This is a genomic window from Bradyrhizobium sediminis (assembly GCF_018736105.1).
GTDB lineage: Bacteria > Pseudomonadota > Alphaproteobacteria > Rhizobiales > Xanthobacteraceae > Bradyrhizobium.
Genome location: NZ_CP076135.1, coordinates 1,667,009 through 1,682,536 on the forward strand (window position 1 = coordinate 1,667,009; position 15,528 = coordinate 1,682,536).

15 protein-coding genes are annotated in these 15,528 nt (G+C 64.7%); 5 read left to right on the forward strand and 10 right to left on the reverse strand.

What is annotated here, in order from left to right; translation table 11 throughout:
- Positions 1-17 precede the first annotated feature (17 nt).
- Positions 18-611: a hypothetical protein gene (locus KMZ68_RS08055; protein WP_215615270.1), complete on the reverse strand. Its 594-nt coding sequence runs from the start codon at positions 609-611 to the stop codon at positions 18-20.
- Here KMZ68_RS08055 and KMZ68_RS08060 point away from each other — a divergent pair.
- The 4 genes from KMZ68_RS08060 (at position 610) to KMZ68_RS08075 (ending at position 2,886) form a co-directional block, all read left to right on the forward strand.
- The gene (locus KMZ68_RS08060; RefSeq protein ID WP_215603042.1) at positions 610-969 is read left to right on the forward strand and encodes a hypothetical protein; all 360 of its coding nucleotides are present in this window, start codon (positions 610-612) and stop codon (positions 967-969) included. The genes KMZ68_RS08055 and KMZ68_RS08060 overlap by 2 nt on opposite strands.
- Before the next feature lie 123 nt (positions 970-1,092).
- The gene (locus tag KMZ68_RS08065) at positions 1,093-1,503 is read left to right on the forward strand and encodes a F0F1 ATP synthase subunit epsilon (protein ID WP_215615271.1); all 411 of its coding nucleotides are present in this window, start codon (positions 1,093-1,095) and stop codon (positions 1,501-1,503) included.
- A 67-nt stretch (positions 1,504-1,570) separates the two neighbouring features.
- A complete protein-coding gene (locus tag KMZ68_RS08070) occupies positions 1,571-1,888 on the forward strand; it encodes a DUF1476 domain-containing protein (protein WP_215615272.1) in 318 nt (105 codons plus the stop codon).
- A gap of 98 nt (positions 1,889-1,986) precedes the next feature.
- Complete coding sequence (locus KMZ68_RS08075; RefSeq protein ID WP_215615273.1) at positions 1,987-2,886, forward strand: alpha/beta fold hydrolase; 900 nt, start codon at positions 1,987-1,989, stop codon at positions 2,884-2,886.
- A 42-nt stretch (positions 2,887-2,928) separates the two neighbouring features.
- Here KMZ68_RS08075 and KMZ68_RS08080 read toward each other — a convergent pair whose 3' ends face one another.
- Positions 2,929-6,408 carry an indolepyruvate ferredoxin oxidoreductase family protein gene (locus KMZ68_RS08080; RefSeq protein WP_215615274.1) on the reverse strand — a complete coding sequence of 1,160 codons (3,480 nt, stop codon included), beginning with the start codon at positions 6,406-6,408 and terminating at the stop codon, positions 2,929-2,931.
- Positions 6,409-6,678: 270 nt separating this feature from the next.
- Positions 6,679-7,422, reverse strand: a complete 744-nt coding sequence (locus KMZ68_RS08085) for a class I SAM-dependent methyltransferase (protein WP_249779559.1) — start codon at positions 7,420-7,422, stop codon at positions 6,679-6,681.
- Between the two features lie 217 nt (positions 7,423-7,639).
- On the opposite strand from KMZ68_RS08085, the gene KMZ68_RS08090 reads away from it, so the two are divergent.
- Positions 7,640-7,951, forward strand: a complete 312-nt coding sequence (locus KMZ68_RS08090; RefSeq protein ID WP_215615275.1) for a helix-turn-helix domain-containing protein — start codon at positions 7,640-7,642, stop codon at positions 7,949-7,951.
- Between the two features lie 62 nt (positions 7,952-8,013).
- Here KMZ68_RS08090 and KMZ68_RS08095 read toward each other — a convergent pair whose 3' ends face one another.
- The 7 genes from KMZ68_RS08095 to KMZ68_RS08125 are packed head-to-tail and all read right to left on the reverse strand — an operon-like array spanning position 8,014 to position 15,455.
- The gene (locus KMZ68_RS08095) at positions 8,014-8,541 is read right to left on the reverse strand and encodes an NADH-quinone oxidoreductase subunit B family protein (protein ID WP_215615276.1); all 528 of its coding nucleotides are present in this window, start codon (positions 8,539-8,541) and stop codon (positions 8,014-8,016) included.
- A 2-nt stretch (positions 8,542-8,543) separates the two neighbouring features.
- A complete protein-coding gene (locus KMZ68_RS08100; RefSeq protein WP_215615277.1) occupies positions 8,544-10,055 on the reverse strand; it encodes a hydrogenase large subunit in 1,512 nt (503 codons plus the stop codon).
- Between the two features lie 19 nt (positions 10,056-10,074).
- The gene (locus KMZ68_RS08105) at positions 10,075-11,526 is read right to left on the reverse strand and encodes a hydrogenase 4 subunit F (RefSeq protein WP_215615278.1); all 1,452 of its coding nucleotides are present in this window, start codon (positions 11,524-11,526) and stop codon (positions 10,075-10,077) included.
- Entirely contained in the window at positions 11,523-12,185 is a 663-nt protein-coding gene (locus KMZ68_RS08110) for a hydrogenase-4 component E (RefSeq protein WP_215615279.1), read from the reverse strand. Before KMZ68_RS08110 ends, KMZ68_RS08105 begins: the two co-directional genes overlap by 4 nt.
- On the reverse strand, positions 12,185-13,141 hold the full coding sequence (locus KMZ68_RS08115) for a respiratory chain complex I subunit 1 family protein (protein WP_215603029.1): 957 nt from the start codon (positions 13,139-13,141) through the stop codon (positions 12,185-12,187). Before KMZ68_RS08115 ends, KMZ68_RS08110 begins: the two co-directional genes overlap by 1 nt.
- Positions 13,132-15,165 (reverse strand): hydrogenase 4 subunit B, encoded by a 2,034-nt coding sequence (gene hyfB, locus KMZ68_RS08120; protein WP_215615280.1) that lies wholly within the window; start codon positions 15,163-15,165, stop codon positions 13,132-13,134. The genes KMZ68_RS08115 and hyfB overlap by 10 nt, the downstream gene beginning before the upstream one ends.
- Entirely contained in the window at positions 15,162-15,455 is a 294-nt protein-coding gene (locus KMZ68_RS08125; RefSeq protein ID WP_215615281.1) for a helix-turn-helix domain-containing protein, read from the reverse strand. Before KMZ68_RS08125 ends, hyfB begins: the two co-directional genes overlap by 4 nt.
- Between the last annotated feature and the right edge of the window lie 73 nt (positions 15,456-15,528).

Below are 15,528 nucleotides of genomic sequence, written 5' to 3' on the forward strand. Positions count from 1 at the left end.
CCATGTACACGGCGCGCTCATCTGGGCCGGGGGCGGCAACTGCGGAACGGCTGGTAGCGCAGCACGCCCGTGCACCAGGGGCTCTTGAGACGACCTGCGATCCGCCGCCGTTTGGGCGCGTCAGCCGCCTTGCGGTTGCCGGTGCCGGAGGGATCGGGCTTCGCGTTTGTTTCGGAAGCAGCGGCGCCGGAGGCTTGAGGGCTCTCCGTGCTGTGCGGCGGAAGATTTTGCCTTGCAGCCTCAGTGGCCTGCAGCGCTTCGAAGGATCGGACGAGTTCGTCGTCATAGCGCGAAAGCTCGGACGCCGCCGGTCTGTACTCGAAGCGGTCGCCGGTGGCCGTCACCACGATAGCCGCAGCGAGCAGAACGGCGCAGCAGGTCAGCGCCGCCACGGTCGCGATGGTCCAGCGGAATTCGTCGTAGCCTTCCTGCTGAAAGGACGATGCGCTCATGACATTTTTGTATCGGGGTGCGGCTGCGCCGGCCTGACCCAGATCAAGTATCGCGTTGCCCGGTTTGTGCCGGGGCGGGTTGGCTTGACGCAGATCAACAGCGGGCGGCGGAGGGGCGGCTACTAGGAAAATGGAGACCAACAGTGGAGTGATGTTCATGAGAATGGTTTCATTGGCATTTGGCTTGCTGGCCGCTGTCGCCGCAACCGGAGCGTCGGCGCAATCGATCAATCTGACCGGCACCTACAAATGCGTCCAGATGTGCCGGCAAGGCCTCGTTGGCTATCAGGCCTTCATCACCCAAAACGGCCCCCAACTGAATCTGTTGAATGAGGCGGGCGAGCCTTCCCGTGCCTGGCCCGACTGGTTTGCGCCGGCGACCCGGATCTGGGTCGAGAACCAGAACCAGGGCGCGGTCTATTCGCCTGATGGCATGCTGATCCAGTTCGATAACGGGACGATCTGGCAGCGCGACCTCGGACTGCCGCCGCCGCCACCGGCCCGGCGCCGCAGATAGTCCATCTCGCAAGCGCGGCCGCCGCCGATTCGGCGCAACAGCGTATTTTGGCCCTTGACGGGCGTCCCGACGCTGAACACTTGCTAGCAATAAGAGTTTTTCTTGAGTTGTGCGGAGCGCGCGGTGGCAACCTTCCAGCTGAGCCTTGTATCGCCGGAAAGGCTGTTGTTCGCAGGCCAGGCCGATCAGGTCGACCTGCCCGGGGTGGAGGGCGATTTCGGCGTCCTTGCCGGCCACGCACCTGTTGTCGCCATGCTCCGTCCGGGGATCGTGACGGCGATCGCCGGAAACGTCCGCGACAGCTTCGTCGTGCTGGGAGGCCTCGCCGAATTTTCGCAAGGCGAACTGACCATCCTCGCGGAAAGCGCTGTAACGGTCGACGACTTCGATCTGGCCGGATTCAAGGCGACGATCGAGGAGATGCAGGAGGGGCTCGCGAGCAAGTCGGCCGGCGATGAACTCGATCGCGCGATCGCGCTGCTCGACCATTACAAGTCTATCCATACGAATCTGGCTACGACGACGGCGTTCTGAACTGACCACGGGGGCAGGGAGCCGCGAGAAGGCATGATGGATCTGGAGACAATCGAGGACCACGATCATGACCACCTTCGACAAACGTGAGCAGGGCTTTGAGAACAAATTCGTCCACGACGAGGAGATCAGGTTCAAGGCGACGGCAAGGCGCAACAAGCTGCTCGGCAATTGGGCTGCCGGACAACTCGGCCTCGCCGGCGATGCCGCCAGGACCTACGCCAGTGAGCTGGTCACCGCGGATCTGGCAAACCAGCGCGACGAAGACGTCTTGCACAAGGTGTCGAAAGACCTGGCGCCAAGGGGGATTTCGGAACAGCAGATCGCCGCCAGGATGGACGAGTTTTATCGCTTCGCCCTGGAGCAAGTTCAGGCTGGAGTCTGACGGTTGTTTTCCGGAATATGCGCGTGGGCTCCGTTGTCTCGCATGGGCCCGCTTCGGGAATACTGGACCTGCGCGGGGCCAGCCTTTAAGTAGGCGCCATGGATACAGCACCTGACGCTCCGCAAGCGCGCTATTACCAATCCCAGGGACTTCGGCTTCACTACACCGACTGGGGCAACCCGTCGGCGCCGCCGCTGATCCTGGTTCACGGCGGCCTCGATCAGTCCCGCAGCTGGGATCATCTGGCCCGCGCGCTGAGGGCGAGGTTCCATGTCATCGCTCCCGATCTCCGCGGGCATGGCGATTCCGAGTGGGCGACGGGCAGCAGCTACAGCCTGGCCGATCACGTCTACGACCTGAGATGCCTGGTGAAGTCCGAGGGGTTGGAGAGATTCGCGATCGTCGGCCACTCGATGGGAGGCATGGTCAGCTTGGCCTATGCCGGGGCCTTTCCGGAACAAGTGTCGCGGCTGGTCGTGCTCGACGGCGTGACCAATTTTCCGGCGAGAAAAGTCAAGCCGATCGACGTGCGGATCGCCGAATGGGTATCCGATCTCGACAAGACGGCGCAGCGAAAGGCGCATCGCTACGCTTCGGTGGCCGATGGCGCCGATCGAATCCAGGCGCGCAATGCCAGGCTGACGCGCGAGCAGGCGATGCATCTGGCCACCCATGCGCTGAAGCAGGACGCCGACGGCGGATACTGCTGGAAGTTCGATCCCTATCTGCGCGCCCGCGCGCCGTACCGGCTGTCGCTGGAGGACCACATCGCGCTGTGGTCGCGCATCGCGTGCCCGACACTGCTGGTCTCGGGCAGCGAGAGCTTCCTGCCCGATCCCGCGGCCGCCGGGGTACTCGGACATTTCCGGCAGGCCGAGCTGGTGCGGATCGAAGGCGCGGCACACTGGCTGCAGCACGACAAGCCCGAGGAAGTCCTGAAGGCCCTCAACGGCTTTCTGGCCGCCGCGGCTGAACCGGCGTTGTCAGCCGGAGGCTAGCCGCGCCCACAGCGCCGCAGGCGTTGCGCGCCCGCCGCGGGACTATTCGGCGGCGACAGCAAGACAGTTGTTTTCCAGCTCCGCTTCCAGCCGCGCCTTCTCGGCCATCGCCTTGCCGATGCTCTGTTCCTTGATGTGGCCGTAGCCGCGGATCGTTTCCGGCAGCCGCGCCAGTCTGGCCAGCAGCGGAATCTGTTCGTCCTTCAGATTTGCGGAGCGTTGCTCGATCATCGCGAGGTAGTCGTCGATCAGCCTGCGTTCGGTTTTCCGCTCGGCGGTGTAGCCGAACGGATCGAACGCCGTGCCGCGCAGGAATTTGAGCCGCGCCAGCTGCCGGAACGCGTGCATCATCCAGCCGCCATACTCCTTCTTCAGCAAATGGCCGGTCGCCTTGTCGCGGCGCGCGAAGACGGGTGGGGCGAGATAAAATTTGAGGCGGACGTCGCCGTCGAATTTCTCGCCGAGCTTGGCGGCGAAGGAGCCGTCGGTGTAGAGCCGCGCCACCTCGTATTCGTCCTTGTAGGCCATCAGCTTGAACAGGTTCTTCGCCACCGCCTCGGTGAGTTCGCTGGAACCGGGCGCGGTCTTGGTTTCGGCGGTGCGAACCCGGGCGACCGCTGCGAGATAGCTGTCGGCGTAGGACTGATCCTGGTACTCGCTCAGGAACTTGGCCCGGTAGGCGATCGTTTCATCCAGCGTCCGGGTTGCCGGCGCCGCGGCGCGGGATCGGAACTGGATGACGCTGCGAACGCGTGCGAGATCGTGCGCCGCCAGCCTGCCCCAGGAGAACGCCTGCTTGTTCATCTCGATTGCGGCGCCGTTGATCTCGATGGCGCGCAGGATCGCTTCCAGCGAAAGCGGAATGGTGCCCTTCTGGAAGGCATAGCCGAGCAGGAACGAATTGGTGGCGATGCTGTCGCCCATCAGGGCCGACGCAATGCCGGTGGCGTCGAGGATGTCGAGATTCCTGTCGCCGATGGCCTCGCGCAGCGCGCCCTGCATCGCATTCATCTCGAAATCGATATCGGGATTCATCACGAAGCTTGCGGTGGGCTGCAGGTCGGCGTTGACGATGGCCCGGGTCGCGCCGCGCTCGACACGGCTGAGCGCGGTGTCGTTGGCGGAAACCACGATGTCGCAGCCGAGAATGAGGTCGGCGCCGCCAGAGGCGATCCGCACCGTGGCGATGTCCTCGGGAGCCGGTGCGATCCGGACATGGCTCATCACGGCGCCGTTCTTTTGCGATAGCCCGGTGAAGTCCAGCGCCGAACAGCCGCGGCCGTCGAGATGGGCGGCCATGCCCAGAAGTGCGCCGATGGTGATGACCCCGGTGCCGCCGATGCCGGTGACGAGGATGTTGTATGGCCCGTCCAGTTCGCGCCGCGGCGGCAGCGGAAGGTCGGCGAACAGCTGGCCTGAATCGACCGCGGAGGTTTCCGCCTTCTTCAGCGTGCCGCCATGGACGGTGACGAAGCTCGGACAAAATCCCTCGACACAGGAATAGTCCTTGTTGCAGTTCGACTGGTCGATCTGCCGCTTGCGCCCGAATTCGGTGTCGAGCGGCTGCACCGACACGCAATTGGAGGTCTGCGAGCAATCGCCGCAGCCCTCGCAGACGAGATCGTTGATGAAGACCCGCTTCGGCGGATCCGGATAAAGGCCGCGCTTGCGGCGGCGGCGCTTCTCGGCAGCGCAGGTCTGGTCGTAGATCATAACGGTGAGACCCTTGACCTCGCGCAGCTCGCGCTGAACCTGATCGAGCTCGCGGCGGTGGTGCACCGTGGCGCCTTGCGGGAAGTAATCCTTGCTCGGGTATTTCGCCGGATCGTCCGAGACGACCGCGACGCGCTTGGCGCCTTCGGCCCACACCTGGTGGGCGATCTGCGAGACGGTCAGGCCGCCCTCGGCGGGCTGGCCGCCGGTCATGGCGACGGCGTCGTTGTAGAGGATCTTGTAGGTGATGCTGACGCCCGAGGCCGAAGCCGCTCGCAGCGCCAGCAGGCCCGAATGGGTGTAGGTGCCGTCGCCGAGATTCTGGAAGATGTGCGGCTCCGAGGTGAACGGCGCCTGGCCGATCCAGTTCACGCCCTCGGCGCCCATATGCGAGATGGTCGCGGTGCGGCGGCTCGGAATCGACAGCGCCATGCCGTGACAACCGATGCCGGCCATCGCGCGGCTGCCCTCCGGTACCTTGGTGGAGGTGTTGTGCGGGCAACCCGAACAGAAATAAGGCGTCCGCTGCAGCGCCAGCGGCGCGCGCACCGTCGCCGGGTGTTCGAATGCTTCGAGCCGCGCCAGCCGCTGTTCCAGAGCCGGACTTTGGTGACCGAGGCGGCGCAGGCGCGAAACCAGGGCTGCTGCGACCATGGTCGGCGTCAGCTCGCCCTCGCTCGGCAGCAGCACCGCGCCGGATTCGTCGCGCTTGCCGACCACCGATGGTCGCCTCGATGCGTCCATGTTGTAGAGAATTCGCACCAGCTGATCTTCGATGAAGCCGCGCTTTTCCTCGACCACCAGCACATCCTGCAGGCCTTCGGCAAAGCCTTTCGCGCCGTTCTCTTCGAGCGGCCAGGTCATCGCGACCTTGTAGATGCGCAACCCCAGTTCCTGGGCGTCGCGCTCGCTGATACCGAGGTCGGCCATCGCCTGCCGCAGATCCAGGTAGGCCTTGCCGGTGGCGATGATGCCGAGCCGCGCCGGCTTGCTGTCGAGCACGACGCGGTCGAGCTGGTTGGCGCGCGCAAAGGCTGCGACGGCCGCCATTTTCGCACCGTGCAGCCGCCGCTCCGCTTCGAGCGGAGGATCGGGCCATCGGATGTTCAGTCCGCCCGGCGGCATCTCGAAGTCCGTCGGCAGCACCACCTGAATGCGGGATGGATCGCTGTAGATCGAGGCCGAACTCTCGACGGTTTCCGAGATCGCCTTGAAGCCGACCCAGCAGCCGGAGAAGCGGGAAAGCGCAAAGCCGTAGGTTCCGAGATCGAGGTAGTCCTGCAGCGTCGCCGGATTGAGGATCGGCATCAGGGCTGCGGCAAAGATCTGTTCGCTCTGGTGCGCGAGCGTGGAGGATTGGCAGCCATGATCGTCGCCGGCCAGCGCCAGAACCCCGCCATGCCGCGCCGAGCCCGCCGAATTGGCGTGCTTCAGCGCGTCGGCCGAGCGATCCACGCCGGGCCCCTTGCCGTACCAGATCCCGAACACGCCATCGACCTTGGCGCCGGGAAACAGTCCTACCTGCTGGCTGCCCCAGACCGCGGTTGCCGCAAGGTCCTCGTTCAGTCCGGGGACAAAAGCGATATCGTGCGACTGCAGGAACGGTTTGGCGCGCCACAACGCGTTGTCGTACATGCCGAGCGGCGAGCCGCGATAACCGGAGATGAATCCGGCGGTGTTGAGCCCCTGGATGCGGTCGCGTTCGCGCTGCAGCATCGGCAGCCGCACCAGCGCCTGGGTTCCGGAAAGGTAGATCCGCTTGGCCTCGAGCCGGTACTTGTCGTCCAACCCGACCTGCATCAGGGTCATCTCGTTGCTCCGTTAAATCGTCAGGGGGAGGGCGTGGCGAGGAGTCTTGTTGTTCGTTATTGGACGCTATCCGGACGGCGGCCGACTGCAAGCCGGTCAAATCCAGCGCGGCAGTGAAAACCATATGCCGTCAATGTCAATATCGGTTTGCGCGGGCCTCACCCGGCGGGTGTGGGTGGCAGCGCGTCATGGCAGCGCACGTTGCTGCTGCGTTCGCATCCGACGAAGCATGTAGTCTCTGGAAAATCAGGCCGCAGCCATGCGGCCGTCTCAGCCGTTGCGCGATCCGTAAGCGAGGTCGCGGCTGCGCAGCCGGCCGCGGCGGATCGACCACTGCTCATTGTAGTTGTTGCGCATCGCATCGGCGAGCGCCGGGCGCGCATTCAATTGCCGTTCCGGGATGCAGGCGATGATCGCGTTGCGGTCTTCGATGCCCTGCTCGTCGACGACCCATACCTTCAAGCTGTCGCCGGCGAGCCGCGCCGCAATCCGGTCGGGCAGCGGATCGATGTCGTTCTTCACCAGGACGTTCATGACGATGCGGCCGCCCGGCGCCAGCCGCGCGCGGATCGCCTCGCAGGTCTCGACGTCGAACTCGTCGTTGAACTGGAAACCGGGGCCGCCGATGTCGATGGCGATGCCGTCGTAGAGCGTGTCGTCCTGATAGATGAACCTGCGGAAATCGGAGACCATGCAGTTCAGGTCGTCGGGCAACCCGAAGAACTTGTGCGCGATCACGAAGCTGATCGGATTGTTGTCGACGATGGTCAGCGTCTTGCCGCGGCGGACCAGCCGGGTGGCGAGGTTGCCGCCGCCGCATCCAAGCACGAGGATGTTGGCCGAGCGATGCAACAGCTCGTCCATCAGCTTCACATAGGTGAATACGCTCTCACCGTCGGGCGTCGCCTGGCTCTGCCGCACGCCTTCTTCGAAATAGATGCGGGTGCCGTCCCACGAACATTCGACGATCTCGATCTCGCCGCTTCTTCCCTGGTAGCGCCCCAACAGCCGCACTGTCGACAACCCCGTCCGAGTTAAGACATTAAATAATATGCATGAAACATCTATTATAATGCAATATGCAGAAGCGCTAATCCGGCCGGCGACCGATACAATGGCGGCCCCGGCCGCGGCGGCGATGGTTCGCTGATATACTGCGCTTGTAAATTGATGCGTGAGGCCGTAATTTGCATGGCACGAATATATTCGGCCGCAACCGGGGCGAGGTTTCATGATCACCGCCAATCAACTCAGGGCCGCGCGTGCGCTCCTGAGCATCGATCAGCGGCAGACGGCCGAGCTGGCGGGCCTTTCGGTGCCGACGATCCAGCGCATGGAAGCCAGCGACGGCGTCATCCGCGCCAATGTCGATTCCCTCATGAAGCTGGTTTCGGCGCTCGAAAATGCAGGCATCGAGCTGATCAATCCGGGCGTTCCGAGCATGGCCGGAGGCCGCGGCGTCCGGCTCCGGGAACACGTCGCAAAGGAGCCGGTGCGGCAACCCAAGGCGTCCGCAGCGCGCGCCCTGGAGCGGGCCCGATGAATTGATGCGTGCCGCGATGGGCTCGCGCGGGACCAGCGCAGACGACGGCATCGAGATGATCTTCAGGACGCAACGGCATCCACGCGTTCGAGCAGCGCCAGCAGCCCTTGCAGCATGGCCATCGGATTGGGGGGGCAGCCCGGTATGTGCAAGTCGACCGGGATGACTTCGGCGACGCCGCCGACGATCGCATAGCTGCCGGCGAAACAGCCGCCATCGCGCGCGCAATCTCCGACCGCCACCACCCATTTCGGATTGGGGGTCGCATGATAGGTGCGCTCCAGCGCCTCGCGCATGTTCTTGGTGACGGGACCGGTCACCATCAGGACATCGGCATGGCGCGGCGAGGCTACGAAGCGGAGGCCGAAGCGTTCGACGTCGTAATAGGCGTTGTTGAGTGCGTGGATTTCCAGTTCGCAGCCGTTGCAGGACCCGGCGTCGACCTCGCGGATCGAGAGGCTGCGGCCGAGCCGCCGCCGCGCCGCGCCGCCGACCGCGGCTGCAAGCTCGCTCAGCGCGGCATCGTCCGGCGACGGCGCCGTTTCCGTGAACGGCCGGCGAAACAGGCTTTCAAACAGCAGCTTGCGCATCGCTAGAGATCCTGGCCCGAATAGGAGCAGTTGAACGACTTGTTGCAGAGCGGAAAGTCCGCGACGATGTTGTTCTCGATCACGGCTTCGAGCAGCGGCCATTGAAACCAGCTGGGGTCGCGCAGGTGGCAACGTTCGATCCGGCCATCCCGCAGGCGGAGCCAGACCAGAACGTCGCCGCGGAATCCCTCGACGATCGCCATGCCTTCCCGCGCCTCGCGGATATGGCCGGCATGAGTCCCCAGCGGTCCGTCGGGGAGCCGTTCCAGGATCTGGTCGATCAGGGAAAGGCTCTGCTCGACCTCGCGGATACGGATCCAGACCCGCGCGTTGACATCGCCCTCATTCAGGACCGGCACCTCGAAGCGCAGATTGTCATACGGCGCATAGGCAAGCGTGCGGCGCGCGTCGAAGGACCGGCCGGCGGCGCGGCCGACATAGCCCCCCGCGGCATATTGCTGGGCCATGGCCGGTTTGAGCATGCCGGTATCGACGGTGCGATCCTGCAGCGATGCGGTGTTGTCGTATAGTTCGATCAAATCGGGGAAGCGCAGGCGAATGTTGTCGAGCGTCGCCTGGATGGTTTCCGGCCCTTGCTCGTCGATGTCGCGGCTCACGCCGCCGGGCACGATGATATCCCGCAGCAATCGATGACCGAACGCGGAATTGGATGCACGCAGCACGCTCTCGCGCAGCACGCTGCAATGCGCGTGCATCAGCGTGAAAGAAGCATCGTTGCAGACGGCGCCGATGTCGCCGAGATGGTTGGCGAGCCGCTCGAGTTCGGCGAGCAGCGCGCGCAGCCACACCGCGCGATCCGGCACGGTGATCTGCAGGGCAGCTTCGACGGCTCGCGAGAACGCGTAGGAATAGGCGACGGTGCTGTCGCCGGAGACGCGCCCGGCGAGCTGGACGGCCCGCTCGTAACCGGCGCCGGTCATCAGTCCCTCGATGCCCTTGTGGACGTATCCGAGCCGCTGCTCGAGCCGGACCACGGTCTCGCCGCTCGCCGTGAAGCGGAAATGGCCGGGCTCGATGATTCCCGCATGCACCGGACCGACCGCGATCTGGTGCAGGCCGTCGCCTTGCGTCGGCAGGAAGCGATAGGGCGTCGCCTTCGGCAACGCATCGAGGCGGTCGCCGAGGGGAAACCGCACGCCCCACCTGACGTGATCGAGCCAGGGGCGGGTATCCGGCAAGCCTTCCGCCGCCAGTCCGAACAGGTCGTTGACGGTGCGCTCCAGCCGAAGCGCCGGCGGGTGCTGCCTGCCGACCGAAGGAAAAGTGCGATCGGGACAATCCAGGCTGACCACGGCGACGTCGGCGGTGCGCGCATCCAGGATCGCCATGTGCATGGTTGCGGGTTCGCCCCACAGGCCGAGCAGGCTCCAGTTTCCCTGCGCCAGCTCCCCTGCTGCAAATCGCCAGACCGAAGCATCCACCACGGCGCGCGGCCACGGACCGTGTTGCTCGACCTTGCGGCCTTCCTGGATGAGATCGATCAGTGACGGCATTTGCTGTGATCCCTTTGGACTATCCTAGCAGGCGAGCGACATGCTGGAACCAGACCACGAGCGGCGCGGGAAGATAGATGCCCGCGCCCAAGACCAGCGCGAGATGGGCGAACATCGGCACGTAGGAGGCCTCGGCCGACGCCGTGCTGCCGCGGGGTTCGCCGAACGCGACGCTGGTCAGGCGCAGCATCAATGCGCCGAAGGCCAGCAGGATCCCGAACACCAGCGCGATCGCGAGCAGCGGCTGCCGCGCGAAAGTGGAACTCACGACGAGAAATTCGCTCATGAAGATGCCGAGCGGCGGCAATCCGGCGATCGCCGCGACGCCCACCACGAGGCCCCAGCCGAGCGCCGGATGGGTCACCGTCAGGCCGCGGATCCTGGATATCCGCTGGGTGCCCTTGATCTGTGAAATGTGGCCGACGGCGAAGAAGATCGCCGACTTGGTCAGGCTGTGCATCACCATGTGCAGCAGCCCTGCGAAGTTGGCGAGCGGGCCGCCCATGCCGAACGCAAACACGATGATGCCCATGTGCTCGATCGAGGAATAGGCGAACAGGCGTTTGATGTCGCGCCGACGGTAGAGCATGAAGGCGGCGAAGATCAGCGAGACCAGCCCCATCGTCACCATCAGCGGGCCGGGCGCGATCGCGGCCGGATTGGCGGCGAGCAATATCTTGAAGCGCAGCAGCGCATAGAGTGCGACGTTCAGCAGCAGGCCCGACAGCACCGCCGAGATCGGGGTCGGGCCTTCGGCATGCGCGTCGGGCAGCCAGGCATGCAGCGGCGCGAGGCCGACCTTGGTGCCGTAGCCGAGAAACAGAAACACGAAGGCGACGTTGAGCAAGGCAGGGTCGAACGTCGCAGCATGCTGGATCAGCAGCGTCCAGACCATGCCGTCCTGGCCTTCGCCGACCACTGGGCGCGCCGCCATGTAGACCAGGATGGTGCCGAACAGCGCGAACGCGATGCCGACACTGCCGAGGATGAAATACTTCCACGCCGCTTCCAGCGCGGCGTGGGTGCGATAGATGCCGACCATCAGCACCGTCGTCAGCGTGGCGATTTCCACCGCGACCCACATCAGGCCGATATTGTTCGACACGAAGGCGAGGTTCATGCCGAACATCATGATCTGGTACATGGCGTGGTAGAAACGCAGATATACCGGGGTCAGCCGGCCGGTCTCCAGTTCGTGGCCGATGTAGCTGGCGCTGAAGATGCTGGTCGTGAAACCCACGAAGGTGTTGAGCACGATGAAGACGATGTTGAGGTCATCGATCAGTACGTAGGGCCCGGGGTGCGGACGGTCGATCGCGAACAGCGACAGCGCCGAGAGAAAGGTCGAGAGGCTGGCGACCACGTTGAGGCGCGCCGTCAGCCGGTAGCCGGGCAACACGGCCAACAGGGCCGCCGAGACGATCGGAATCAGCAGCACGGCCGTCACGGGATTGAAGGAAGTCACGCTCATCGCCGCTCGCCCCGGAAGTCGTCGAGTGCGGAGACGTCAACGGAATCGAAGCGTTCGCGAATCCGGAACAGGAAGATGCCGATGACGATGAAAGCGATCAGGATCGAGAAGGCCACGCTGATCTCGACCACCAGCGGCATGCCCTTGGCGCCGGTCGCCGCCAGCACCAGTCCGTTCTCCAGCGACATGAATCCGACGACCTGACTGACGGCATTGCGGCGCGTCACCATGACCAGCAATCCGAGCAGCACCACCGACAGCGCAAAGGCGAGATCCTCGCGCGCCAGCGGGTCGGCTTCGGAGGTCACCCGCAGCATCAGCACCATGGAGAGCGCGACCAGTCCCATCCCGGCCAGCATGGTCGGGCCGATGCCCACCGCCGACTCGATGTCGCGATGAATGCCGAGCTGCTTGACGATGCGGTGCAGTCCCACCGGAATCACGATCGCCTTGAAGACCAGCGCGATGACAGCGGTGACGTAGAGATGCGGCGCGTCCTGGACATAGGCCTGCCAGGCGACGGAGAGCGCGAGCACCACGGCATGCAGCGCAAAGACGTTGAGCAGCGAATAGAGCCGGTCCTGGTACAGCATCATGAAGCTGATCAGGACGAGTCCGCCGGCCAGCGTATGCGAGATGTCGAAGGCGAGGTTGTGCATCAAAGGCTCCTCGACACGAACAGCAGGAGGGTACCGAGCAGGCCCAGCATGAGGGCCGCGCCGAGAAACTGCGGAACGCGGAACACCCGCATCTTCGCCGTGGCGGTCTCGAACAGCGCGAGCAGGAAGCCGGCCACCGCCAGTTTGACGATGTAGACGCCGGCGCCGACCGCGTAGGCCAGCGGTCCGGTGCCGAACAGCGCGATCTTCCAGGGAAAGAATACGCAGGCGATCAGCGAGATATAGAGCAGGAGCTTGAGGAACGCGCCGAATTCGATCATGGCGAGATGGCGTCCCGAATATTCGAGCACCATCGCTTCATGCACCATGGTGAGTTCCAGATGCGTGGCCGGGTTGTCGACCGGGATTCGCGCGTTCTCGGCCAGCGCCACCATGATCAGCGCGATCACCGCCATTCCCAGCGACACCCGCAAGCCGACGCCGGACGAGCCCATGAAATTGGCGACCGTGGAAAGCTGGGTGGAGCCCGCGACCAGCGCCATGCAGAAGAAGATCAGCAGCATCGCCGGCTCCGCCAGTGCGGCGATCATGACCTCGCGGCTAGAGCCGATGCCGCCGAAACTGGTGCCGACGTCCATGCCGGCCAGCGCCAGGAAGAAGCGGGCGCTTCCGAGCAGCGCAACGATGGCGATCAGGTCGGCGGTCCAGTTGAACAACAGGCCGGTGGCGAAGGTCGGCACCAGCGCGGCGGCGACCCAGATCGCCGCAAAGGTCACGTAGGGCGTGACGCGGAACAGCCACGAGGCGTTGTCGGCCAGCACCACTTCCTTGCGCAAAAGGCGCAGCAGGTCGCGATAGGGCTGAAACACCGAAGGTCCCTGGCGGCGCACCATCCGGGCCTTGATCTTGCGCACGAAGCCGGTCAGCAGCGGCGCCAGCAGCAGCACCAGCAGCATCTGGATGCCCTGAACGAGGATGTCCGAGATCACGACCATATCGCGAGCACCAGGAGCAGCGTGACGAGGGTGGCAAAGACGAGACTGAGATAACGGCGGATGGTCAGGAACTGCAGCCGGTTGAGCCGGTCGGCGGCGAAGCCGACCGCGCCTGCGAGCGGCTGGTACATTCCCTCCCAGACCAGGTCGTGCAGTTCGATCCGAAGCCGCGCCGGCCGGGTATCGCCGGGGGCGGGCATGTCGACATGGTCGCGGGCGTGGAACACCATGGTGCCGAACACCCGGCGGATCGGCTGCGCGAAGCTCGCGCCCGAATACTGCGCCAGGGGCGTCGGATCGGTGAAGCCGCAGCCCCAGGCCGGTCCCCGCCGCAGCGCATGCGAAGCGAAGCGGTGAATGAAATAGACCGCGAGCGAAGCGGATATCGTGATGAACACCATCACCAGCAATCCATTATAGGAGCCGCGGCTTTCGCTGATCGGCACGATCGTAAGCCACGGCACATGGGCCTGCACCGGCAGGCGGCCGCCGAGGATCTCGACCGCGACCGGCGACAGCGCGTCCATCACCGGCCCCGGCAGGATGCCGGCCAATAGGCAGAGCGCGGCGAGGATGAACATCGCCGAAAGCGAGTAGCGGTCGACTTCGCCGGCGGTTTCCGCCGCCGGGCTGCGCGGCCGTCCGAGAAAGGTCACGCCGAATGCCTTGACGAAGCAGGCGGCCGCCAATGCCGCGGCCAGCGCCAGCATGGCGCCGACCGCTGGCACCATGATCTTCAAGGCCCATTGCGGCAGTTCCGGACTCTGCAGCACGGCCTGGAACATCAGCCATTCCGAAACGAAGCCGTTGAACGGCGGCAGCGCCGAGATCGCGACGCAGCCCACCAGCACGACGAAGCTGGTGAACGGCATCCGGTGGATCAGGCCGCCCAACTTGTCCATGTCGCGCTCGCCGGTCGACATCAGGACGGCGCCGGCTCCGAAGAACAGCAGGCTCTTGAAGAACGAGTGGTTGAGCACATGAAACAGCGCGGCCGTGAAGGCGAGCGCGGCCGCCAGCTTCAGGCCGTTGGCCTGAAACGCCAGCGCCAGGCCGAGGCTGACGAAGATGATGCCGACGTTTTCGATCGTGCTGTAGGCCAACAGGCGCTTCAGGTCCTTCTCCATCATTGCGTACAGAATGCCCATGACGGCGGTGATGCTGCCGAGGAAAAGCACGATCACGCTCGCCGGCCAGCTCGGCTGTCCCAGGAGATCGAAGACGACGCGAATGAAACCGTAGATCGCGACCTTGGTCATGACGCCGCTCATCAGCGCCGAAACGTGGCTCGGAGCCGCCGGATGCGCGAGCGGCAGCCAGACATGCAGCGGCACGAGGCCGGCCTTCGAACCGGCCCCGAGCAGCATCAGGATCAACACCAATGCGGCCACATACGGCGTATGCGGCGCATTGCGAATGGCGGCAAAGCCGTAATCTCCGGCCGCTCCGGCCAGCAGGCCGAACGCCAGCAGCAGCGCCAGCGTGCCGAAGCTCGCCATCACCAGATAGACGTAGCCCGCCTTGGCGTTGCCGGCTTCGCGGTGGTGCGCCATCACCAGCGCCCAGGATGCGAGCGACATGAATTCCCAGCACAGGAGATAGGAGAAGGCATCGTCCGCCAGCACCACGAGGTTCATGCCGGCCAGGAAGGCGGGGAAGAACGGCAGCACGCGATACGGCGTAGGTTCGTGGTGGCCGTAGCCGAGCCCGTAGAGGCTTGCCGCCGCGCCGCCCAGGTTGACGACGATCAGGAAGAACGCAGCCAGGGCGTCGAGGCGAAAATGGGCGCCGAGCCACGGCAATCCGATCGGCAGGATCAGTTCGGTGGCTTTGGCCGCGCCGCCAAGCAGCCAAATGAGGGACCCGGCCAAGGCGGCCAGGCAGATTGCCAACGTCGCGCCGTAGATCACCGTGGTGGCGCTCTTGCTGCGGCTCAATGCGATCGCGACAATCGCGAGCCCGAGCAACCCAGCGACGCAGGACATTTGCAGGACGACGGCAGAGACAGCGAGCGCAGCAATCATTTGTTGTCCGATCGAGCGCCCGGAAGCGGCTTGGCCGAACCTGAAAGGGCTCTCAGCCGCACCCCGCGCCCCTGCGAATGACTGACGGCTCCTTCGTCGATCATCTCGATCCCGGCGGCGTCGAATGCGGCGATCAGCTTGACCAGTGAATCGACGTTGCCCCGAACCATCGTTTCACTTGCCTCCATGCGTTGAATGGTGGGCACCGAAAGTCCGGACAGCTCCGCGAGCTGGCGCTGATCGATGCCGAGAAGCACCCGGGCCGCCCGCAACTGAGCTGCCGTGATCATGCGTTTGCCTCACTGGCGGGTCCCCGGCGGATATCAAACATCATTGGTACATGATAATTAATGATGTTAAACT

What these genes read in the sequence shown, in the direction of transcription:
- KMZ68_RS08080 (WP_215615274.1), bottom strand. Translation starts at nt 6,408, where the DNA reads ATGACCCTGATGCAGGTCGGGTTGGACGACAAGTACCGGCTCGAGGCC.
- KMZ68_RS08055 (WP_215615270.1), bottom strand. Translation starts at nt 611, where the DNA reads ATGAACATCACTCCACTGTTGGTCTCCATTTTCCTAGTAGCCGCCCCT.
- KMZ68_RS08075 (WP_215615273.1), top strand. Translation starts at nt 1,987, where the DNA reads ATGGATACAGCACCTGACGCTCCGCAAGCGCGCTATTACCAATCCCAG.
- KMZ68_RS08090 (WP_215615275.1), top strand. Translation starts at nt 7,640, where the DNA reads ATGATCACCGCCAATCAACTCAGGGCCGCGCGTGCGCTCCTGAGCATC.
- KMZ68_RS08060 (WP_215603042.1), top strand. Translation starts at nt 610, where the DNA reads ATGAGAATGGTTTCATTGGCATTTGGCTTGCTGGCCGCTGTCGCCGCA.
- KMZ68_RS08105 (WP_215615278.1), bottom strand. Translation starts at nt 11,526, where the DNA reads ATGAGCGTGACTTCCTTCAATCCCGTGACGGCCGTGCTGCTGATTCCG.
- KMZ68_RS08110 (WP_215615279.1), bottom strand. Translation starts at nt 12,185, where the DNA reads ATGCACAACCTCGCCTTCGACATCTCGCATACGCTGGCCGGCGGACTC.
- KMZ68_RS08125 (WP_215615281.1), bottom strand. Translation starts at nt 15,455, where the DNA reads ATGATCACGGCAGCTCAGTTGCGGGCGGCCCGGGTGCTTCTCGGCATC.
- KMZ68_RS08070 (WP_215615272.1), top strand. Translation starts at nt 1,571, where the DNA reads ATGACCACCTTCGACAAACGTGAGCAGGGCTTTGAGAACAAATTCGTC.
- hyfB (WP_215615280.1), bottom strand. Translation starts at nt 15,165, where the DNA reads ATGATTGCTGCGCTCGCTGTCTCTGCCGTCGTCCTGCAAATGTCCTGC.
- KMZ68_RS08115 (WP_215603029.1), bottom strand. Translation starts at nt 13,141, where the DNA reads ATGGTCGTGATCTCGGACATCCTCGTTCAGGGCATCCAGATGCTGCTG.
- KMZ68_RS08095 (WP_215615276.1), bottom strand. Translation starts at nt 8,541, where the DNA reads ATGCGCAAGCTGCTGTTTGAAAGCCTGTTTCGCCGGCCGTTCACGGAA.
- KMZ68_RS08100 (WP_215615277.1), bottom strand. Translation starts at nt 10,055, where the DNA reads ATGCCGTCACTGATCGATCTCATCCAGGAAGGCCGCAAGGTCGAGCAA.